We start from the raw sequence: 20,707 nt of genomic DNA on the forward strand, positions 1-20,707 counted from the left end.
ACTATCTTTACAGGTTGGAAGCAGAGAACGAACCTCTGCTTCCGTATTTTTTTAGTAAACGGAAAGGATAGTATAAATAAGAAAACTGGATTAACATGGGAATATAAAAGGAGGCGTTATAATGTCTTCAGAAAGAATAATGTGGGAGAATATTGAGGATTTTGGATGTGAATACTTAAATATTTCTCGAGATGAATCTGGATTAGTGGCAAAAGGAACTACTATTTTCTTGTCTAAAAGCGAGCCCTGCAAAGTTACTTATGAAATGGTTATGGATCCTTTTTGGATTACCAAATCACTTAAAGTGAAAACAGAGAGTAATGAAAAAGCAATAGAAATAAATTCAGATGGCCAGGGAAAATGGTTCGATAATAAAGGCTACGAACTAGATCATCTAAAAGGTGCGATAGATGTTGACATATCTGCTACACCTTTTTCGAATTCTTTGCCCATAAACAGACATACATGGAACAAGTCCCAGAAAAGAGATTTCGAGATGGCTTTCGTTTCTGTTCCAGACATGGAAATAATAAAAGTAAACCAAAGCTACACATTTCTAGGAGATCAGAATCATTCTAGAACTTTCTTCTATCAATCTGGTCTTTTTGAAACCAATATAGTTGTCGACGAAAATGGATATGTTCTGGATTATCCAGGGATTTTTTCAAGAAAATATTAATTGAAATATTAGACCATTGAAACAGCTAATGAGGAGGATTTATGGAAATAGTGCAAGCATCACTTTTGGATCTGGAACAAGTATCTCATTACACCAGAAATGCCAAGAGAATGCTTGAAGAATGTACGAGAGATTTTACAAATCAAGGGCTAGAGGATGTTAGACTTGTGGTTTATAAAGGAAATAAAGCAATGGAGCTCTATGAAGAATTTGGATTTGAAGAGTATAGGGTTGTTATGCATAAAAAGCTCTAACAAATAACGCATCTAGGAGGATGATTTAAATGTCTAAAAAAATTTAAAATGCCAACATCTCGGTAGAAGGACACGTCTTACTCAATGCAAAATGATAAAAAAACCAGGAATCTTTAGGATACATTGGACCTGTTAAAAGGAGAGCGTCATGGAAATTAGGAAACTACATTTAGATGAGCCACCACCAATGGATTTATTGTTAATGGCAGATCCTTCACGGCTATTTATCGAGGATTATGTAAAAAGGGGCGAATGTTTTGTCGCCGAAAGCAATAAACAAATAATTGGAGCTTATATACTCCTGCCTACAAGACCTGGTACGGTGGAACTTGTAAATATTGCGGTTGATGAGAATCACCAAGGTAAAGGAATAGGGAAACAATTGGTCATGGATGCAATCCATACGGCCAAGTCGAGAGGCTACAAGACAATGGAAGTTGGTACTGGAAACTCGAGTATAGACCAATTAGCCCTCTATCAAAAGTGCTGCTTTAGAATTGTGGGAGTAGATACGGATTTTTTCAAAAGGCACTATAATGAAGAAATCTTTGAGAACGGTATCCAATGCCGTGATATGATCCGTCTTTCTCAAGATTTATAAGGGTGGGGCAAGATTTTGATTTGGATTCAATAACACGGTCAGGAGAATTATAGTGGAGACGAAAAAAACCCCGGCAATTATAGAAAAGGAAGCATTTATAGAACTAAATGGCTTTAAATTATTCACAAAATACTATGTACAAAATAGAGGCAAACCAACAATTGTAATGGATGCCGGTTATGGGGATTACTCAAAAACGTGGGATACCTTGATTCCTGAAGCAGCTAATCTAACAAGGGTTTTTGTTTATGATAGAGCTGGATTAGGGAAGAGCGAAAAAAGTCCGAACCCCAGGACAAGTGCAGAAATGGTAAAAGAATTGAATGATCTTCTCCAAAAATCAAAAATAAAGCCTCCATATATATTAGTAGGTCATTCGTTTGGTGGGGTAAATGTTCGGTTATATGCAACAGAGTTTCCCGAAAAGGTTGCAGGGGTTATTTTAGTTGATTCTACACCCGCGGACTATAGGGAGAGATTTCTTCCAACTATGCCTGCTGAATTTCAGGAGGCCTACAAAAAACAATTCATTCTTGAAGGCACATATGATGAATTTATGGAAAGCTTAAACCAACTATCGGAGAATAGGTATCTCGGCAGCATTCCCTTAATCGTTTTATCGGCAGGAAAAAAGGCATACTATTCAACGGAATCACAGGCATTGTGGCATAAGATGCAAAAGGAAATCCTGGGCATATCCGAAAATAGTGAGCTAATCATTGCCGAGAACAGTGCCCATTACATTCAGAATGATAGGCCTGAGATTGTAATTGGTGCAATAAAACGATTGATACAAATTGACTACCAATCATAAGTACGTTCCTGGAGACGATTCTTTCTTAAGTAGGAATCGTTTTTTACCGGACAATGTTAATGGAAAAAAGAAGGGTTTTTTAAAGTAATTGTCGAAGATTAGAATTCCGACTTTAAACAGGGAGAAGGAATAGCATGCGATTTAAAGACTTCCATAAGAATATCAAAATACGAATCATTGAAACATTTTTGAGCAGATTTGTAAGCGGGATGATTTTTCCGTTTATGACGATCTACCTGGTAAGCCATTTTGGTGCCAAGGCTGCGGGACTGTTATTGCTCATCAATGTGTTTGCCGGAATAAGTGTTTCTTTTTTAGGAGGATATTTTTCCGACCAATTTGGCAGGAAGAAAATCATGCTCAGTGCTGAAATTCTTAGATTCCTAGCTTTTTTTACGATGATGCTGTGTAATTCACCATGGTTTGAATCTGCGTTGATTACTTTTTTGATGATGACGGTTAACAGTATTTGTTGGGGACTTGCCGGTCCCGCCAACGAGGCCATGCTGATTGACGTGAGCACACCTAATCAGCGGAAACTGATGTATTCTATCACATATTGGGCCAACAACTTTTCGATAGCCATCGGGGGGATTGCTGGAGCCTTTCTATTTAAAGATCACTTATTTGAACTATTCATCGCTCTTAGTTTCGTTGCAGCTATTATTGTGATCCTTGTCGGCTTTTTTATGGATGAGAGCCATGTACCAGCTTCCTTAGATATTAAACCAACACAGCATATTATCCAATTGTTCTCGAGTTATAAAATCGTGTTACGTGACCGGTTATTCATTTGGTTTGTTGTAGCAGGTGTCCTAATTTTATCGATGGAAATGCAATTAACAAACTACGTTGGTATCAGGCTAGCCAGTGAAATGCACACCCAACATTTCCTGTCATGGGAGATAGACGGCATTACTATGCTCGGTTTCCTTCGAAGTGAAAATACCATCCTAGTCGTTTTTTTGGCCTTGTTTGCAACGAGATTAACAGATTATTTTAAGGATAGAACTGTGTTGCTCGCCAGCTGCCTGTTATTCTCCATAGGGTATGGCGTATTATCATATGCAAATAATATATGGGTCCTTTTTGTCTTTATGGTTTTATTAACGATCGGGGAAGTGTTCCGGGTACCTGTGGAGCAATCATATATTACCTCGATTCCGCCAGATCATGCCAGAAGTGCTTACATGGCCATAAACGGCCTTAAGTATAACCTGTCCATGTTAATTGCTTCCTTAACGGTTACCGTAGGATCGTTCCTGTCTTCTTTAACAATGGCGATACTAATTACCGTTGTTGGACTAACCGGTACTTTCATTTACTTGCTTATAACACCAACTTTGGACAGGCGAAAGCACGAGCGGCATATGGAGCAGGTAAGTTAAGTTTGGCTGAACAAGTTTGCATGGGAAGGGGCCGACTTTTTGATCCGCTTCCCTTTGATGATCGAAATATCACAAGAGAGATAAAGCATTTGTATGTTGATAGTGTAGTTACATATCATCGAACAATTTCCACATTAATCAATACACTTATCAAACATGACTTTGTATTGGAAGAGATTATTGAACCCCAATCAACTCCAGCTGGATTAGAAAAAAACAGAAGCTTAATAATTAATTGGCGAGAAAAAAACCTTCCAACGAGATTTGGAAGGTTTTTAGGATAAACTTTATTATTCAAAGTGAAGCCACCCAATAGGTTGTTCAATATGAATCACCTTACTTTATCTGTGTTTTCTCAATATACTCAAACAGAAAGGACTGTCCATTTTGATAAAAACGCGGATCATATATTCCAAGTCTTTCTTCGTTATTGACAATAACAACAAAAGGGGACCATTGGTACAATGTTTTGGCTTCCGGGTTTTTAGCGAATAACGTTTCAAGATTTGCTTTATCACTGGATTGAAGCCTGTATACCAAATTTGCTTCTGATAATACAGAATCGTGTACGATATCTATCGTTGCGTCGTTTTTTCCGATTACTGAAAAATGCCATGGAAAAAATCTTGCAGATAATGCAACCTCATCATAACTATTTTTATATTGTTCGTAGAGGACATACCCTTGTGTTGATTGAATGACTATGTGGAGTGCAATAACGATCCAACTTATCCTGTAAATTGTGTATTCTTTTCTTGTTGAACGTGTTTTGGATACGATAAATGCCAATAAAAAGATAAACCAAATGACAAAATCAACAATCGACACCGTCCCCAAAGTCAGCCTAGCAGAGGAGAACGGTTCTAGATAGCCGGTTCCCCAGGCATTAAAAATATCACTGGTATCATGTATGAATACACCAATGAGGGCAATGAAAAAGAAACGGAAACTTTTTATCCGAAAGATAAACCGGTTCATAATAAAAAAAAGAAAAGCCCATACAGGAACAAGGAAAACAGAATGTGTAATCCCCCGATGCCACATCTGATATTGCCCAGCAGAATCCCAAAGTTGAGAAATCACATCAATATCAGGAATTTGGCTTGCTCCTACGGTAGTAAAGAGCAGCGCATACTTTTCTTTTTTGCTCATTTGTTCTTTATTGACAGCTTTATAAAGGCCAAGTCCAAACAACGTATGTGTGATCGTATCCACATATCCACCAACTTTCGATCATTTCTGTTAATCTAGTAATAATTATAAGCGAGGATGGATGAAAAGTGAAAAAAAGATTAGGTTGTCTGCATGCCCACTATTCCAATATTGATTACATAGAAAATGCACTCTCTCCATATGAGATTGACTTGTTACATTTCGTTGACCCAGGATTGATGTATCGCGTTACAGCGGAAGAAGGTTATCGTTCTTCGGATGCTCAAGAGAAGGTTAGACAACAAATCGAATCGATTGCTCAATGCAAAGTAGATGCAATCTTAATTACCTGTACAAACTATATTGCTATATTACAGGAGACACACCTTTCCATTTCAGTGCCAATCATTAAGATCGACGAACCTTACTTTGAGCGCATTTGCAATATACAGCACCCTCAGACAATTTTTTTTACAAATCCCGCCACTGTTGAAGGCACAGTCCAGCGTCTTGAACAGTATGCTAATACCCATGAGAAATTAGTAGATGTAGAAATTGTTGTGATTGAAAATACTTTTGAATTGGTTATGCAGGGACGACAAGAAGAGTACAACCATGAGGTATCCAAGTATTTGATACAAAGGATGAAAAGCGGAAATCGGGTTATGTCCGTCGCTCAACTATCGATGTTGAATGCTGCCCGTAACGTGGAGCGTGAGACATCTAAGACCATTATTAATCCACTGGATCCCTTAGTATTTGACATTGTGAATCAACTAGAATTATAATCTGGATAATATGATAATTACCATTAAGATTGATTAATTATTCATTTGTATACAGTCATTATCTAAACGTAAGGAAGCAGGGCTTGTGTTTTTATTACAAAGTTCTTAAGAACCATTTTTTGAAACCAATCCAAAAGATCTATTGCATAGGTTTATTCATAATATTTTGAGGTGATCCACATGGAATCTTCCTCTCCAAAACTGCCTTTAACAACTGAAGAAAGATCAAGGTTACGGGCGTGTAAAATAAAATTAAAGCAGATTGCTTATATGGATGTGTCCGAGCTTTCTCAGTGTCTGCAATCCCCTAAACGGGCCCAATTCCTGTATGCAATGGCTCAATTTCAAGCCGTACCCTCAATTGGTCCTAAATTAGCTCATCTGGTAATCCAATTGGGTTATTACTCTTTAGAAGAAATTAAAGATGAAGATGGTGCTAATTTACTGAATAATTTGGAACAACAGTTAGGATACTGGGAGGATCCATGCGTTGAGGATTCTTTACGTTGTGTTGTTCATCACGCTAATCATCCTCAAAGTGATAAAAGTTGGTGGCATTTCACTACTGAAAGAAAAATGTACCGAGAACAATATGGATATCCTGCTTCACGGCCGTCCATTCCCTGGTATGTTGAGAAAAAATAACTATGTCTTAAGTTAGTTGTTCTTCGATAACCTTCAAAATATTCACAAACGGTTGATCTTGTTCAATGCATTATCTAAATTAATCAAAAGAATATGCACCCAAGCTTCGTGGAAAACTTTCACTTACATAATCCAATACGGAATAACAAAATCTAAACCTTTTATTTGGAGACGGCTTTTTTTATTTTCTCGATTTTCGTTCAAACTATGTTCAAATTTCCAATTAAGGCGTGTCACCCTTGCATCAATTTTTTTTAGTCGGTATCATGTAGATGCATGTTATGGTATATTTTTGCTGTGAAAGGATGAATCATCATGGAGAAACAGCTGCCTCCTGGTCAATTTAAAACAAAAACTTGGCCCATTTTGCACCAGGGTGATGTGTATGAATTTAATGAACAAAGCTGGAACTTCAGATTGTTTGGACAGGTGAAACAGGAAGTTTCGTTATCATTTGCAGAAGTGATGAGCCTGCCAAAGACTGTTTCCACCGTCGATATGCATTGTGTGACTGCCTGGTCAAAGTTTGATACAACATTTGAAGGAATTGCATTGCATGAGATGCTAAAGTTTGTGGAACTTAATGAGGACGTCAAATACATTCAAGTTTACGGCTACTATGGCGGGGACAGGTTTGGATACAGTGCCAATTTGCCTTTAAAGGACCTTCTAGGAGACAATGCTTTGTTTGTTTACCGCTGGAAAGATGAAACCCATGATTGGCAAGACATTACTCCGAAGCATGGGTACCCATTGCGTTTTATCCCGCCAGCTTCTTTTTATTTGTGGAAAGGGACGAAATGGGTGTCGGGAATCCGTTTCATGAAGCAAGATGAGGAAGGATTCTGGGAAGAACTTGGCTATTCGATGACGGCGAATCCGTTTAAAGAGGAAAGGTTTAGATAAATCGCAAAAAAATGGACACTTCTAAAAAGAAGGTCCATTTTCCAATTTAATATCCCTTTTTGTAATCCACCAGATTAATAGATGGTTTATTTTCTCCAATATACTCTTGCAGGTTTGGAATTAGTATATCTTCAATTACCCGCTGATTATAATACTCAGTGGCTCCTGCAGTATGAGGAGTGATAATCACATTTTCAAGCTCCCATAACGGGCTTTCCGTTTGTAATGGTTCCGTTTCAAATACATCGAGCCCGGCTCCGGCTATCCGTCCCTCTGTTAAAGCTTTAATAAGATCTTCCTCAACCACCGTTTCGCCGCGGCCGATATTAATGAAGAAAGTGTTAGGCTTCATCAGCTTAAATTCCTCTGCACCAAATAGATGATGCGTTTCTTTAGTGAGGGGCAGGGTAACTACGACATAGTCACATCGGGGGAGGATCGAGTGCATTTCTTCAGACGTGTACATTTCATCCACGTATTCTTCAGGCCTGCCGGAATGCCTGACTCCCAATACCTTCATTCCGAAGGCTTTTGCTATCCTCGCCGTTTCTCTGCCTATCGCTCCTACACCGATGATACCGATCGTCTTTTGATGGATCTCAAGATTCATGTTGGCGTGGTGCCATGTTCTTGAGCTTTGGTTTCTTATGTAGGTATGAATTTTCCTAGTAAACGCAAGCATAAGCCCAAAGATGGTTTCGGATATTGGGAAAGCATGTACGCCGTTAGCACTGGATATCAAAATGTTTCTTGACTCTAGTTCTTTTTGAGGCAAGTTATCAATCCCGGCACTCCAGGTTTGAATCCAGCGCAGTGACGTATTTTTTGCAAGTCTTTCTTCTATCCCCTTTTTCCAGCCTGCAATGATTTCAGCATCTTCTACATGGTCCTGCCAGATTTCAGGATCCTTACCAGTTATGACACTCCATTCTGGAAGTAAGTCATTGATCTGATCGATATACTCTTGGTTGATGTTGTGCGTAATAATTAACTTCCTTTTTGGCATATTCCGTCTCCTAACATTCTCGACTTATAGATTCATTATAATATATATCACCAAAATTCTGAATATTTTCATCTCATAAATTTGACATTTTGCCCAAATGACCAGCGGTTTCGTTATAATGGAAGCAGGAAAGGAGCCATCCCCGGCTCCTTTCCTGGATTTAATGAAGCAATAATACATTACTGTTGATTGACATCTTACATATTAATATGGTTCCCGCAGACGAGGAGTGTAAGGGAAATCAGCCCCATGTAGAGTCTCGTATAAACGAACGGCAGCACTCGCTATTTCCACGTCGTTAGCCACCGTACTGCCGCTAGCACCGACGACCCCTATGATCTTCCCATCTTTGGCAAGGGGGATCCGCAGCTTTGATTAACTTTTTAGCAGCTTCTAAAGTCAATCCACTCCTTTTAGAATTGTTCGCTTGATAAGTTGCTAAGCCGATTTCCCATGTATTATATGTTCTGGAGGCGAAAATGGGTGTCAGACTGGGGAACATTCTTAGGGCGGCTGTAATGTTCTCAATTTCAGTTCTTGAAGTCAGAAAACATAGAACTATCCTGTTTATGCAATAATCAGCGGATGTCTTGGGGTCATGTCCAAACAATTCTGATCTTTACGTTTTTTTCTTTAAGAGAAACAGTTTTAGAGATATAATGTTAGCTAATATATTTTCAATATTGGCAATTCCAGACTATGCCGCTGAAACTAGTAATTAAAGTTGGGAGGGGATCAATTTGTTTGAATTAGATACTATGGGGGAATATCTTCCCTTTGGTCTGTTAGTGGTTGATTTTAAAGGGAAAATCCTCTATGGAAATCAGGTATGTGAAAGTATGTTCAAAGTTACAAGCTTCGATAAGCTATTTATTCAACATGTATTGCCGGACAGTAACATAATAAAAGTGATTAAAGAAGGCGGTTTAGAAATAACCACCTGTCATACTGCCGAGGAAATGTATGTAATGAATATCTCCCTGACGTCAAAAAAGATTGGCATAATGTCTTTTTTGCCTAACGATATATATCAAAAATTAGCGAGTAAGTCTCCAAAAATTATCGATTTAAAACAAGAACTGCAAGCGATTATGAATTTGAGCGGTGAATTAGTTACCATCACCGATGCTGAAGGGATTGTATTACGGGTCAATAATGCCTGTGAACAGATTCTGGGCGTAAAGGAATCTGATTTCATTGGAAAGTCTGCTACCATTTTAGAAAAAAACGGAGTGATCGATGCTTCATCTACAACGCATGTCATTAAGCAAAAACGCAAAGTAACGATGAACCAAACAACTAAGTCTGGCCGTCGGTTGCTTGTTCAAGGACACCCCATTTTCAATGATGATGGAACATTAAGTAAAGTAATTAATATATCAAAAGATGTCACTGAAGTTGCTAACCTGCAAGAAAAATTAGAAGAGGCAAAAACCGCCATCAATTACTATCAGCAGGAACTTAGTATACTTCAGAAAAAAGATCAAAAGATGGTTGTTAAATCAAAGGCAATGGAAAAGGTGTATGAGCTGGCCTGTAGGGTTGCTGATGTGGATGCAACGATTTTTTTAAACGGAGAAACAGGTGTTGGAAAAGAAGTGATGGCCAGGACTATCCACAGCCTAAGCATAAGAAAAGAAGCACCTTTTATTAAAATAAATTGTGGAGCTATTCCGGAAAGCATTATCGAATCGGAGCTGTTTGGTTATTCAAAAGGAACATTCACCGGCGCAAATAAAGATGGAAAAAAAGGGCTGGCGCTTGCGGCACATAAAGGAACCTTGTTCTTCGATGAAATTGGAGAATTGCCGTTTAATATACAGGCAAAATTACTTCAACTGTTACAGGAAAAGCAGTTTACGCCGCTAGGAGAAACGAAGCCTGTGCAAGTAGATGTGCGCTTTATTGCCGCAACAAACCGAAACCTGGAGGAAATGGTGCAACAGGGAACATTTCGGGAAGATTTATATTATCGTTTATTCGTTATACCTATTACCGTCCCTCCGTTATCTGAAAGAAGAGAGGACATTCCTTTTCTGGCAAGCCATTTTATCGAGATATACAGCCAAAAATACAAACAATACAAGACCTTCGATAAAGAAGTCATCCAGTTTTTCATGGACCATGAATGGAAAGGAAATGTAAGGGAATTACAAAACACGATCGAAAGACTTATTCTAACTGCTCCTGTCCAGCATATTGAGTTAGGCCATCTTCCTGAAAAACTAGTAAAGCCTAATGATCAGAATAAGCAATTGGTAAGTGAGAAGCTGAACTTAAAACAGGAAGTAGAGCAATTAGAAAAACAAATCATTATCCAGGCTCTCGAAACTTCTGCCACTATGAAAGAAGCAAGTCAAAAATTAGGGGTGGACGCCTCGACAATAAGCAGAAAAGTAAAAAAGCATGATATCAATGTTGCAAAGTTGCATTTTTTAATGTAACCTTGCAATTTTATTTTTTATGCCTATTTATAAGAATTTTCTGATATAAAATCTACTTATTTTTCAACTACCTAAATGCAATATTGCAATTAGGTAGAAAAGTTTTTAAAAAGTCCCTTGTTGCATAAGGTTTTATATTTTGGCACGGATCTTGCATTACTTATTAGTGAATTAATTTTAAAGGGGGCACTGTAAATATGAAATTATTTGGAGTAGACGTCGGCGGAACTTTTACAGACGTTATTTTTAGCGATACTGATAATCGACTGACCGCAATTCATAAAGTACCAACCACGTTAGATGATCCTTCTACAGGAGTTATCCAGGGAATCCTTGAGCTTTGTGAGGGCAAAAATATCGATAAGGCACAAATTGATCATGTTTTCCACGGAACAACGATTGCCACAAACGCGATTCTTGAGTATGACGGGGCTAAAACCGGGATGTTGACAACGAAAGGGTATAGAGACATCATACATATCGGCAGGCATCAAAGGCCTCAGAACCATTCAATTATGCAGGATATTCCATGGCAGGACAGGCCGTTAGTACAACGTAGACATCGGTTATCTGTAACGGAGAGAATGGGTCCGCTCAAAGACCAGGTCATCATGCCCTTAGAAGAAAGTGAAGTTCGTGGTGCTGTTGCTACATTAAAGAAACAGGGAGTCGAATCAATCATTGTTAACTTTCTATTTTCATATATCAATCCCGCACATGAGCAGAGAGTAAAAGAAATTATTGAAGAAGAATATCCGGAAGCATTTATCACAATATCTTCCGATGTTTCACCGCAATTCCGAGAATTTGAACGTTTTACAACAGCGTCTATTAATGGGTTTGTCGGGCCGAAAGTAAAGAATTACATTCAAAACCTGGAGCAACGTTTGAAAGATTCAGGAATAGCCGCTGAGCTTCATATTATGAGTTCAAACGGTGGTGTGGCAACTCCAAAAACGGTATCTGAAAAACCGGTTAATACTCTGTTATCAGGTCCAGCCGCAGGGATCCTCGGAGGAGCTTGGGCAGGGGAGCTAACGAATCGTGAAAAGTTGATTACCTTTGACATTGGCGGCACCAGTGCTGACATTGGCATTATTACAGGCAGCGGGTATAGTGAGTCATCGGCGCGCGATACTTGGATTGCCGGCTATCCTGTTATGGTGCCTATGATTGATATCCATACTATTGGAGCAGGCGGAGGCAGCATTGCCCATATTGACGAAGGCGGGGCATTCAAGGTAGGACCAAAAAGCGCAGGATCGCGTCCTGGACCGGCCTGTTACGGTCATGGCGGTTCAAAACCGACCGTTAGTGACGCTAATGTAGTCCTCGGAAGAATCGATGAATATAACTTCCTAGGCGGAGAAATGCAAATCTATTCAAATGCCGCCTATAAAGTGATTGATGAATTGGCTGGAGAACTAGACTTAAGCAGAGAAAGAACCGCTGAAGGAATTCTTCAAATTATGAATAACAATATGGCGAATGCTATTCGTGAAAGAACGGTTCAAAAAGGAGAAGATCCGAGGGAATTTTCCTTGGTTGCCTTCGGAGGCGCCGGACCGCTTCATGCAGTGGAAGTAGCGAAAATTCTAAATATCCCGGAGATAATCATACCGTTATATCCAGGCATTAATTCGGCAACTGGATTGTTAACGACTGATTTGAAATACGACGTCATTAAAACGGAATTTATGCTGAGCACAAATATGGATTTCTCTGGACTGAATGCTGATTTTAAAGGTTTAGAATCCCAGTTGGTCAATCAATTGAAAGAAGATGGGATTACGGAGAATGACATTCAAGTGGCCCGCAGTGCCGATTGCCGTTATGCAGGGCAAGGATATGAATTGCGCATTGATTTGTCTGGGGATGTACTCGATGAAGTAACGATTATTGAAGCATTCACTAATTTTCACGAAAGCCACAAGGCTGAATATGGCCATCACTTTATGGAAAGCGCAATTGAAATTGTAAATATCCGGGTAACCGGTATGGGCGTTATGCCTAAAATCGAAAAACAGAAGATACATCACGACCATCAATTGGAGGATGCTTTGCTAAAAACAGGTGAAACCACTTTTAATATCAATGGAAATCTAGAAAAAGTGGAAACAAAATTTTACCAAAGAGAAAAGATTCCTGCCGGTGCAGAGTTCCAAGGTCCTTGCATTGTGCTTCAAAAAGATACAACCACTGTCATTCCTCCCGACTGTACGGCTTCTATCGAGGAATACGGAAATATGATTATCAAGGTAGGTGTATAATCGATGACCAAAGTTCAAAGTAAAAAAATTGATCCGATTACTGTTCAGGTTGTCTTAGGAGCTTTAGAGAATGTGGCGGTAGAAATGGGACACAAGCTTGCGAGAATGGCTTATTCAAGCATTATTAGGGAATCCGAGGATTTTGGTTGTGCGCTCGTTGACGTAAGGGGCCAGCAATTATGTGAATCCTCACATAGTACGCCTCTTCAATCCGGTCCGATTCCAGGATATATTAAAGGAATCCGGCAAATCATGGAGGAACGTAATGATACGTTTTATCCTGGTGATGTAATTATGCATAATTCCCCTTATCATGGCGCCTCCCATGGACCCGACGTCGGATTTTGTATTCCTGTTTTCTACCAGGATGAACTAATCGGATTTTCGTTTACAGCGGCCCACCACTTAGATATCGGCGCATCGACGCCAGGGAGCTGCGGAATTGTCGATGCAGTAGACGCCTATGCGGAAGGACTGCAATTTAAGGCTATAAAAGTGTATGAAAAAGGTGTAAAGAACCGTTATGTCTGGGATATGCTTAGCGATAACATCCGGGCCCCTAAGATGGTCGTAGGCGATATGGAAGCCCAAATTGCCGCTGCAAAAATCGGTGCTCAAAGGTATCTAGAGATCATTGAGAAATTCGGGTTGGATACAGTTGAGGCGGCAAGTGAAGAATTAATGAATTACTCCGAAAAAATGATGCGCGATGCCATTAAGAAACTGCCGGATGGTGAATACACAGCTGAAGGTTTTTTAGATGGTTATTTGGATAGCAGTGACCCTGCAAAAAAGGATTTACGAATTAAGGTGACTGTGAAGGTCCATGGAAGTGAGATGACAGTTGACTTAACAGGGACATCACCTCAAGTGACAGACAGGCCGGTCAATATGCCGTTAATGGGGACCGTAGACATTGCCATTTATCTAACGTTACGCTCTATTCTATTAGACTCGACTATTTATGGGAGTTTCCCGCAAAACTCTGGGTTAATACGGCCGATACACATTGTCGCCCCAAAAGGCACCTTGTGTAATCCGATCTTCCCGGCACCAACAATCGCTCGTTTCAACTCAGGGAATATGGTCGCTGACACATTGATGAAAGCATTGGCACAAGTGGTTCCGCACCAGGTGAGTGCAGGTGTCGGAAACTTGCAAGTCGTGGCTTTCAGCGGGGAAAAGGACGAAAACTACTGGGTTTATATGGACATCATGGAAGGCAGCTACGGCGGACGTTATGGCAAAGATGGAATGGATGCCGTTGATACATTGTACGCGAATACAAGAAATAATCCAATCGAGGATATTGAATCCCATTATCCTTTAAGGGTAAACCGCTATGAACTGAAGGATAATGAATGTGCACCCGGCAAGTGGCGCGGAGGAATTGGCTCAATCCGTGAAATCAGCTTCCTCGCTGACGGCAGTTTTTCCGTTGAAGCCGACGGCCATAAATTTGCCCCATGGGGTTTTGATGGCGGAAAAGCAGGATCTGTTGGAAGCCTATCGATTCGTGAAAAAGAATCAGATGAACCATTCAAACTCCCTTCCAAGCTGCCAAACAGAATCGCGAAAGCTGGAAGCAATATTGAATTAGCCGGCCCTGGCGGAGGCGGATATGGAAATCCATTTGAAAGGGATCCAGAAAAGGTAGTATCCGACTTCTTAGATGGGTTCATTTTAAAAGAAAAAGCTTTCGAGGATTATGGAGTTGTGATAACGGGCTCAGGGGAAGTAGATTACCAGAAAACAAACGAGATAAGAAACCGCCAGCGGTGAAAATGGATGCAGCGATGAAAACAGTAGCAATCAGTGGACAGAGATTAAGCAGCCGCATCGAACAACTAGGGCAAATCGGAAGGACGAAAGATAACGGTGTCCAGCGCCTTGCCTTGACTGAAGAAGACAGAGAAGCAACTCTGTTAGTTTCAGAATGGATGAAAGAAGCAGGCCTTACTGTCTCCCATGACCATTTTGGAAATTTAATTGGCCGAAAAGAGGGGAAGAACCCCGCCCTGCCTCCCGTGATGATCGGTTCTCATATTGACTCAGTCCGCAATGGCGGTAAATTCGATGGGATTATCGGCGTGCTGGCAGGTATCGAAGTCGCACATGTGATATCCGAGACTGATTTTTCCCATGAACATCCTCTTGAAGTGGTCGCTTTTTGTGAAGAGGAAGGATCCCGGTTTTATGATGGTTTATTCGGAAGCAGAGGCATGGTTGGGAAAGTACTGGAAGAAGATCTACAAAAAGTGGATGATAATCATATAACAAGGTATGAAGCTCTAAAAACGTTTGGTTTTGGGATTAATCCTGATCAAATAAAACAGTCAGTGAGGAAGATTGGAGACATTAAGCTTTATTTGGAGTTGCATATTGAACAGGGCCCTTTTTTGGATATGAATCAGTATCCAGTAGGAATTGTAAGCGGGATTGCAGGGCCGTCCTGGTTTACAGTAAGGCTTGTGGGTGAAGCAGGCCATGCCGGCACTGTTCCCATGAACTTCCGCAAAGACCCCATGATGGGAGCAGCAGAAGTTATTAAAGAAGTAGAAGATTTATGCATGGAAAACCCGGACGCTCCTACCGTTGGAACCGTTGGTAAAATAGCAGTTTTCCCAGGTGGAAACAATATCATTCCAGAATCAGTAGAGTTTACGCTTGATATCCGTGACATTGAGTTGGAAAGACGAAACACTATTATTGAAAAAATAGAAAAAAAGATTCAACTAGTAAGTCGAGCAAGAGGCTTAGAATATAAGATTGAAAAAAATGTAGATGCAGCTCCGGTGAAGTGTTCTGAGGATCTGGTCAATACGCTAAAGGAAGCAAGTAAAGACTTGGTGATAGAGGCTCCGGTAATGGTTAGCGGAGCTGGCCATGATGCCATGTTTTTAGCGGAAATCGCAGAAATAGGCATGGTATTCGTCCGCTGCCGCAAGGGGATAAGCCACCAGCCAAAAGAATGGGCAGACATAAATGACATCGTCACCGGTACAAAGGTCATTTATGAAGCTGTTCTAAAGCATATATAAAAATGTATGGCGGCCAGATTCTCAGGCTGCCATATAATTTTATATGTGTAAGTACTATTCTGAAAATTCTCCACTTCCGGAAGTGATCTTGAATGTACTAGCAATTAACAATAATCATCTTTTACAAGCAAATGGAAGATGATTAACCTAAGCTTAAGAAAACAAGCAAACTAAAAACCTATAAATACCCTGAGAAAAAAGAATATATGGGTGTACTGGAAAGTTTCGGACAGAGTCAAAGCACTATTATTTAAATAGCAAAAAGAAAGGAGCCAGGCAAGGAAATCCTATTGCCTGGCTTATATTTCATCCAATCGCATTTGTTCTTTACCTTTCCATGCTATTGTCATCACAAATCCGGCAGCAAGAATGATCGTGGCAAATAGGTAAGGCAAATTGATATTCCAATCGAACAGAATACCGGCCAGAGCGGGTCCAATAATGTTCCCGAGGCTTGTGTAAGTCGAGTTCATTCCTGCGACAAAACCTTGTTCTTCTCCTGCCAGTCTTGAAAGCAGCGTTGTCAGGGCTGGGCGCAGTAAGTCACTGGCCAAAAAAACAATAAAAGTAACGGCCATGATCATCCAATAGCCGCTAACAAATACAGAGAGGGTGATAAAGACAGCTGCGAATAACAGTGTCCCCTGAATCAGTAATTTTTCGCCTAACCTCTCCACAAGCTTTCCAAAAAAGACTACCTGAGCAATCACCCCAAAAACAGCACCGACTGTAATAATGACAGAGATATCTTTAGGAGTAAAACCAAACTTTTCATCCACAAACAGTCCGAACATAGTTTCATAAACTGACAATCCGAAAGCTAGAACAAAGACAATAATTAAGGGTATAAAATATATCGGCTGAAACGATTTTTTTAGTTCTCTCCAAAAACTTATCTTGGTATTATTTCTTTCAATTTCTTCTAACTGTTCTTTGGATAAAGGCTCTTTTAGGATTAATAATGAGAAAATAGCAGCAACTAATGCGATGGCGGCAGCAAAAAAGAAGGGTGCCCGCACACCTAAACCCGCAATAAAACCGCCAATCCCAGGGCCAATGATAAAGCCGGCACTAATAGCGGCCGAAACATAACCCAATGCTTTTGGTCTTTCTTTCGCTGTTGTTATATCTGCTACAAAAGCGGTTACAGCAGGCATAATAAACGCAGCACTGATTCCTCCTAATACACGTGAAACAAAAAGAACCCAGACCTGATTTCCAAGACCAAAAATAAGTTCGGAAAAAGAAAAAATGAACAGTCCGGAGACAATCATTTTCTTTCTCCCGATTTTATCTACCCAAACACCAGAAATTGGGGAAACAAGCAATTGAGCAAAGGCAAAGGCCGCAATCAGATAACCCATTATTTCACCGGATAATTGCAGTTCCTTCATATAGGATGGCATGATCGGAACGACCAGACCGATTCCCAAAAACGCAATAAATAAATTACTCAATAATAAAAGTAACGACACTTTTTGTTTACTAAATAGACCCATTTCATTTACCTCATTCTATTCTTCTTCCTTTACAGGCAATTAATTCAAAAGAGGAGCCAGGCGCAGAAAACACCATGCCGGACTCCTCATATTTAAAGTATTTTATTGATTAGAAGAAGCTGCTTTTATTTCTGTAATTTCTGAAATGATTTCATAAGATCGCAGGCGGTCAAAATGGTCGAAAATCTGGGCGTTAATAATCATCTCATCTGCCTGGGTTTCATCAAGAAATGCCTGTAACTTCTCCTTAACTGTTTCTGGACCACCAATTATGGAAGATCCAAGCTGTTGTTCAAGAGACGCTTTTTCGTAAGGTGTCCATATTTCGTCCATATTATCCACCGGCGGTTTGATTTGTCCCGGTGTATTGCGGATCATGTCCAAAAATTGCTGCTGCATGGAAGTGGCAAGACGCTTGGCCTTTTCTTCACTGTCTGCTGCAATTACGTTTACACCCACCATTGCATAAGGTTTATCAAGCACCTTGGAAGGGCGGAAACTATTGCGATAAAGTCGTAAAGCTCCTAGGGTATTAGCAGGGGAGAAATGGCTGGCAAAAGAGAATGGCAGACCAAGCTGCCCCGCTAATTGCGCACTGAAACCGCTGGAACCTAACAGCCAGATTGGAATGTTCAGCCCTTCACCGGGAACTGCCCTGACATGCCTGCTGTTTGAGCCCAATGACGGATTAAAGTAGGATTGCAGTTCATCTACCTGTTGTGGGAAATCCTCGCCATTGCTTTGTTGATCCCGGCGCAATGCATAAGCCGTAAGCTGGTCGGTACCCGGCGCGCGGCCCAGTCCGAGGTCGATCCTTCCTGGAGAAAGCGACTCTAAAGTACCAAATTGCTCGGCAATGACAAGCGGTGAATGATTCGGTAGCATGATACCACCGGATCCTACCCGGATTTTTGATGTGCCTTGGGCCACATATCCGATTACGACAGAAGTAGCCGAACTGGCAATTCCGGTCATATTATGGTGTTCGGCCAGCCAGTATCGGTTAAAGCCCCATTTTTCTACATGCTGGGCAAGATCCAGGGTATTTTTTAAAGATTCGGAAGCACTGCCGCCGACTACAATCGGCGAGAGGTCAAGCACAGAAAATTTGATATCACGTAACTGTTTTGCTGAATTTTCACTGGACATACTTTCATCTTCTTTCTATGAGATTATCATCTAGACGTTAAAAGGAGTCTGCAATTTGTATGAGTTCAGAAAACACAATAGCAAATCACAACTACATTATATTTACTTGCTTTTTATAAGCTGTCCAAATTATATCGGTTTAAAAAAGGATGAGCAAAGAAATTGCTCATCCTTCATGCATTTATTTTGCGGAAAATCCTCTAAATTAAACATTTAAAAATTTCACGCACACGGGATACGGCACCGTTATATCAGCTTGAAGCAGGGTCAATTTCCCTGTAACTTCATTCCTGGAATAAAGGACAAGGTTATGGGACTCCTGGTTTGAGGCCACAAGAAATTTCCCAGAAGGATCCAATACAAAGTCACGCGGCCAATTTCCTTCCGTGGAAATGCGTTCAACAAAAATCAGTTCACCTGTTTCCTGGTTGATTGAAAAAAGCGCAATGCTGTCATGGCCCCGGTTTGCTGCATAAACAAACCGTCCGTCAGCAGAAATTTGGATCGCACTGCCCTGATTATTTTCCGTAAAGTCTTCTGGTATTGTAGAAATATACTGTTGCTCCGTAAAGCTGCCGTCTTCCGGATGATAAGCTAATACAATGATTTCATTGCTTAACTCTGTCATTAAATAGGCATATTTTCCATTAGGATGGAAGGTAAGGTGCCTGGGGCCGCTTCCCGGGTTAACGGCCAGTGATTGTACCTCGGTCAATTGCCCGTTATCAAGGGTATATGTAATCAACTTGTCAGTTCCTAAATCCACGACCACAACGTATTTTTCATCAGGGGTAAAGCCTGAATAATGGGCATGTGCCTTTTCCTGTCTGTCTTTATTCGGGCCTGATCCTTCATGCTGAATGGCCGAAATGGCCGGGCTGATTGCACCATCCTCATCTTCAATCTGATAGGACTTAACCGTGCCATCATGGTAAGTTGCTGTCACAATATTGCTTTTTTTACTGTCGACGCTTATATGGCAAGGAGAGGGACCAGCTGACACTTGTGTATTTTTTAATGAAAGTTCGCCTGTCTCACCGTTGATCGCATAAGCGGCAGCACCTCCATAATCCCCCTGTTTTACAACTGCATATAAATGTATATTATCTTTGCTGACGGTTACGTATGTAGGGTTTTCCAATTCGGCAGCGAGTTTTGCCGTACTGAGCTTTTGGCCATCCGTATCGAGAGTAAAGGTATAAATTCCTTTGCTATCACCTTTAGTGTATGTTCCAACGTATCCAATGAATTTTGTCATGACATCTCCTCCAAGATTAGATTTTTCATTTTATCATAAATCCATAATCATCAAGCATTCCAGGCTCTTCAAGGTAAATTCAGCAAACTTCTTACTCAGTTAAACGAAATCCATGGGCAATGGCTCCAAACAGGGTGTTCATTAGGAGTTCATTAAGCCATTTTTAAAAAAATTATTTCTTTACCTTAGCTCTTTATACTTTTCACTTCTTCATCAATCAAAATATGCTGGAAGGTGGGAACATGGAACAAGCCATGGTCGGTTATTTTTAGTTCGGGAATAACCGGTAATGCTAAAAAAGACAGGGTGAGAAACGGGTTAAACTGCTGATTTACACCTATTTTCTTCAATGCCAAATGTAAAGATGCTAATCCTGAATGGACGTTTTGATAACTGGATTCAGACATTAACCCGCCAGCGGCAATTCTAAAGCAGCGAGTATTTTTCCATGACTTATGATAACGACACCTCCTTGTATCGCACTTATTACTTCAGCAGCTGCCAGCATATCAGCATCATTCGCACCGGCATTGATCAGATTGTGGGAATCGTGCGACACAGTTGTGGCAATTGCCCTGGATGTCAATCCAAGTCCTTTGACTATACCAAGTCCAATGTTATGCGTCATGTGATGTCGTTCGATCACGGCAAGCTTTAGTAAGTTCCTGTCGATGGATGTTTCGAATGCTCCATTTTTATCGATCTTTACCTCGTCAGTCAGGTGGCGTGTGACCAGACTGTTTGCATTGATTTCGATAATATTCGCTTTTCTGTTATTGAGCGGAATCTGAAAATCAACTTCCGAAATAATCT

17 protein-coding genes and 2 pseudogenes are annotated in these 20,707 nt (G+C 40.5%); 13 read left to right on the plus strand and 6 right to left on the minus strand.

Annotated features, from left to right (window positions below; all coding sequences use genetic code 11):
• Positions 1 to 121 precede the first annotated feature (121 nt).
• The 6 genes and pseudogenes from ELQ35_RS05220 to ELQ35_RS23675 all read left to right on the plus strand — a co-directional run.
• On the plus strand, positions 122 to 679 hold the full coding sequence (locus tag ELQ35_RS05220) for a putative glycolipid-binding domain-containing protein (protein ID WP_126863777.1): 558 nt from the start codon (positions 122 to 124) through the stop codon (positions 677 to 679).
• Between the two features lie 41 nt (positions 680 to 720).
• Positions 721 to 933: an N-acetyltransferase gene (locus ELQ35_RS05225; protein WP_126863778.1), complete on the plus strand. Its 213-nt coding sequence runs from the start codon at positions 721 to 723 to the stop codon at positions 931 to 933.
• A gap of 148 nt (positions 934 to 1,081) precedes the next feature.
• A complete protein-coding gene (locus ELQ35_RS05230) occupies positions 1,082 to 1,534 on the plus strand; it encodes a GNAT family N-acetyltransferase (protein WP_126863779.1) in 453 nt (150 codons plus the stop codon).
• Positions 1,535 to 1,613: 79 nt separating this feature from the next.
• Complete coding sequence (locus ELQ35_RS05235; protein WP_246025997.1) at positions 1,614 to 2,348, plus strand: alpha/beta fold hydrolase; 735 nt, start codon at positions 1,614 to 1,616, stop codon at positions 2,346 to 2,348.
• Between the two features lie 134 nt (positions 2,349 to 2,482).
• Positions 2,483 to 3,736 (plus strand): MDR family MFS transporter, encoded by a 1,254-nt coding sequence (locus ELQ35_RS05240; protein WP_126863780.1) that lies wholly within the window; start codon positions 2,483 to 2,485, stop codon positions 3,734 to 3,736.
• Positions 3,737 to 3,834: 98 nt separating this feature from the next.
• Positions 3,835 to 4,020, plus strand: a pseudogene (locus tag ELQ35_RS23675) (hypothetical protein); the annotation flags it as partial.
• 52 nt (positions 4,021 to 4,072) lie between these two features.
• Here ELQ35_RS23675 and ELQ35_RS05250 read toward each other — a convergent pair.
• On the minus strand, positions 4,073 to 4,951 hold the full coding sequence (locus ELQ35_RS05250; RefSeq protein ID WP_126863782.1) for a metal-dependent hydrolase: 879 nt from the start codon (positions 4,949 to 4,951) through the stop codon (positions 4,073 to 4,075).
• A 65-nt stretch (positions 4,952 to 5,016) separates the two neighbouring features.
• Between ELQ35_RS05250 and ELQ35_RS05255 the strand changes: the two genes are divergently transcribed.
• From ELQ35_RS05255 to ELQ35_RS05265, 3 genes are all read left to right on the plus strand, one after another.
• A complete protein-coding gene (locus tag ELQ35_RS05255; RefSeq protein ID WP_126863783.1) occupies positions 5,017 to 5,676 on the plus strand; it encodes a hypothetical protein in 660 nt (219 codons plus the stop codon).
• Positions 5,677 to 5,856: 180 nt separating this feature from the next.
• A complete protein-coding gene (locus tag ELQ35_RS05260; protein ID WP_126863784.1) occupies positions 5,857 to 6,321 on the plus strand; it encodes a helix-hairpin-helix domain-containing protein in 465 nt (154 codons plus the stop codon).
• A gap of 315 nt (positions 6,322 to 6,636) precedes the next feature.
• Positions 6,637 to 7,227 carry a molybdopterin-dependent oxidoreductase gene (locus ELQ35_RS05265; RefSeq protein ID WP_126863785.1) on the plus strand — a complete coding sequence of 197 codons (591 nt, stop codon included), beginning with the start codon at positions 6,637 to 6,639 and terminating at the stop codon, positions 7,225 to 7,227.
• 46 nt (positions 7,228 to 7,273) lie between these two features.
• Here the strand turns inward: ELQ35_RS05265 and ELQ35_RS05270 are convergent, their stop codons facing one another.
• Positions 7,274 to 8,233: a D-2-hydroxyacid dehydrogenase gene (locus tag ELQ35_RS05270; protein ID WP_126863786.1), complete on the minus strand. Its 960-nt coding sequence runs from the start codon at positions 8,231 to 8,233 to the stop codon at positions 7,274 to 7,276.
• Positions 8,234 to 8,973: 740 nt separating this feature from the next.
• Here ELQ35_RS05270 and ELQ35_RS05280 point away from each other — a divergent pair.
• The 4 genes from ELQ35_RS05280 (at position 8,974) to ELQ35_RS05295 (ending at position 15,988) form a co-directional block, all read left to right on the plus strand.
• Positions 8,974 to 10,677 carry a sigma-54 interaction domain-containing protein gene (locus ELQ35_RS05280; RefSeq protein ID WP_126863787.1) on the plus strand — a complete coding sequence of 568 codons (1,704 nt, stop codon included), beginning with the start codon at positions 8,974 to 8,976 and terminating at the stop codon, positions 10,675 to 10,677.
• 197 nt (positions 10,678 to 10,874) lie between these two features.
• Positions 10,875 to 12,947 carry a hydantoinase/oxoprolinase family protein gene (locus ELQ35_RS05285; RefSeq protein ID WP_126863788.1) on the plus strand — a complete coding sequence of 691 codons (2,073 nt, stop codon included), beginning with the start codon at positions 10,875 to 10,877 and terminating at the stop codon, positions 12,945 to 12,947.
• A gap of 3 nt (positions 12,948 to 12,950) precedes the next feature.
• Positions 12,951 to 14,729 (plus strand): hydantoinase B/oxoprolinase family protein, encoded by a 1,779-nt coding sequence (locus tag ELQ35_RS05290; protein WP_126863789.1) that lies wholly within the window; start codon positions 12,951 to 12,953, stop codon positions 14,727 to 14,729.
• 14 nt (positions 14,730 to 14,743) lie between these two features.
• Complete coding sequence (locus ELQ35_RS05295; protein ID WP_126863790.1) at positions 14,744 to 15,988, plus strand: hydantoinase/carbamoylase family amidase; 1,245 nt, start codon at positions 14,744 to 14,746, stop codon at positions 15,986 to 15,988.
• A gap of 299 nt (positions 15,989 to 16,287) precedes the next feature.
• Here the strand turns inward: ELQ35_RS05295 and ELQ35_RS05300 are convergent, their stop codons facing one another.
• From ELQ35_RS05300 to ELQ35_RS23680, 4 genes and pseudogenes are all read right to left on the minus strand, one after another.
• Positions 16,288 to 17,487, minus strand: coding sequence for an MFS transporter (locus tag ELQ35_RS05300; protein WP_126863791.1), 1,200 nt, complete (start codon positions 17,485 to 17,487; stop codon positions 16,288 to 16,290).
• Between the two features lie 102 nt (positions 17,488 to 17,589).
• Positions 17,590 to 18,636 (minus strand): LLM class flavin-dependent oxidoreductase, encoded by a 1,047-nt coding sequence (locus tag ELQ35_RS05305; protein WP_126863792.1) that lies wholly within the window; start codon positions 18,634 to 18,636, stop codon positions 17,590 to 17,592.
• Between the two features lie 205 nt (positions 18,637 to 18,841).
• The gene (locus tag ELQ35_RS05310) at positions 18,842 to 19,894 is read right to left on the minus strand and encodes a lactonase family protein (protein WP_126863793.1); all 1,053 of its coding nucleotides are present in this window, start codon (positions 19,892 to 19,894) and stop codon (positions 18,842 to 18,844) included.
• Positions 19,895 to 20,079: 185 nt separating this feature from the next.
• Positions 20,080 to 20,705: pseudogene (locus ELQ35_RS23680) on the minus strand (adenine deaminase C-terminal domain-containing protein).
• Between the last annotated feature and the right edge of the window lie 2 nt (positions 20,706 to 20,707).

Origin of the sequence: Peribacillus cavernae, assembly GCF_003989135.1 — a bacterium.
GTDB classification, from domain to species: Bacteria; Bacillota; Bacilli; order Bacillales; family DSM-1321; genus Peribacillus; species Peribacillus cavernae.

What these genes read in the sequence shown, in the direction of transcription:
- ELQ35_RS05230 (WP_126863779.1), top strand. Translation starts at nt 1,082, where the DNA reads ATGGAAATTAGGAAACTACATTTAGATGAGCCACCACCAATGGATTTA.
- ELQ35_RS05310 (WP_126863793.1), bottom strand. Translation starts at nt 19,894, where the DNA reads ATGACAAAATTCATTGGATACGTTGGAACATACACTAAAGGTGATAGC.
- ELQ35_RS05285 (WP_126863788.1), top strand. Translation starts at nt 10,875, where the DNA reads ATGAAATTATTTGGAGTAGACGTCGGCGGAACTTTTACAGACGTTATT.
- ELQ35_RS05225 (WP_126863778.1), top strand. Translation starts at nt 721, where the DNA reads ATGGAAATAGTGCAAGCATCACTTTTGGATCTGGAACAAGTATCTCAT.
- ELQ35_RS05270 (WP_126863786.1), bottom strand. Translation starts at nt 8,233, where the DNA reads ATGCCAAAAAGGAAGTTAATTATTACGCACAACATCAACCAAGAGTAT.
- ELQ35_RS05240 (WP_126863780.1), top strand. Translation starts at nt 2,483, where the DNA reads ATGCGATTTAAAGACTTCCATAAGAATATCAAAATACGAATCATTGAA.
- ELQ35_RS05295 (WP_126863790.1), top strand. Translation starts at nt 14,744, where the DNA reads ATGAAAACAGTAGCAATCAGTGGACAGAGATTAAGCAGCCGCATCGAA.
- ELQ35_RS05290 (WP_126863789.1), top strand. Translation starts at nt 12,951, where the DNA reads ATGACCAAAGTTCAAAGTAAAAAAATTGATCCGATTACTGTTCAGGTT.
- ELQ35_RS05260 (WP_126863784.1), top strand. Translation starts at nt 5,857, where the DNA reads ATGGAATCTTCCTCTCCAAAACTGCCTTTAACAACTGAAGAAAGATCA.
- ELQ35_RS05305 (WP_126863792.1), bottom strand. Translation starts at nt 18,636, where the DNA reads ATGTCCAGTGAAAATTCAGCAAAACAGTTACGTGATATCAAATTTTCT.
- ELQ35_RS05300 (WP_126863791.1), bottom strand. Translation starts at nt 17,487, where the DNA reads ATGGGTCTATTTAGTAAACAAAAAGTGTCGTTACTTTTATTATTGAGT.
- ELQ35_RS05220 (WP_126863777.1), top strand. Translation starts at nt 122, where the DNA reads ATGTCTTCAGAAAGAATAATGTGGGAGAATATTGAGGATTTTGGATGT.
- ELQ35_RS05265 (WP_126863785.1), top strand. Translation starts at nt 6,637, where the DNA reads ATGGAGAAACAGCTGCCTCCTGGTCAATTTAAAACAAAAACTTGGCCC.